Source organism: Pseudoalteromonas sp. Angola-30 (assembly GCF_028599215.1).
Lineage (GTDB): Bacteria > Pseudomonadota > Gammaproteobacteria > Enterobacterales > Alteromonadaceae > Pseudoalteromonas > Pseudoalteromonas atlantica.
On record NZ_JAQREI010000049.1, the window covers coordinates 1 to 589 of the forward strand.

General features: G+C 43.8%; 1 protein-coding gene. It reads right to left on the reverse strand.

Annotated features, from left to right (window positions below):
- Positions 1-589, reverse strand: a 589-nt coding sequence (locus PSH54_RS20540) for a hypothetical protein (protein WP_273607006.1), incomplete at both ends; no start/stop codon positions are given.

Genomic DNA, 589 nt, shown 5'->3' on the forward strand with positions numbered 1-589 from the left:
CACCTGTGATTGTGTACGCTTCATCAGTTACTATTGCGCTGAAGGTTTCACTGTTTGTGCCATCACTCACTACTACGGTGACCGTTTGCCCATTTTCTACGCCTACGGCAGTGCCGTTTATAGTAACGTTAGTATTTTCACCATTGCCATTAATAACGCCATCGTCTGTATCAACAATATCTACCGTTACATTCGCAACCGTATCTTTTGTCAACGTGGCTGTATTTACCGCTTCGTTACCTGCGTTATCAAATACACTCACACTTACTGTAACGTCGCCATCTGCAAGTGAGCTTATATCTTCGTCGCTCACTTGCCACGTGCCGTCTGCATTAATTGTTACGTTTTCAACAGTGACTTCTTTATCATCTTTATCCGTAAAGGTAACCGTTATGCTGTTGGTTGACTCTACATCATCAACCACACCACTTACGCTTACCGCTTCATCTTCTGCTGCGTTTATTACTGAGTCTTCTAGCACGAGCGTTGTACTGGCTTGCGTATCTTTTGTGAAATCAAGGCTGCTTGTTGCCTCGTTGCCCGCTATATCTTGTGTCGTTACATCAACGGTGTAATCACCATCTGATAA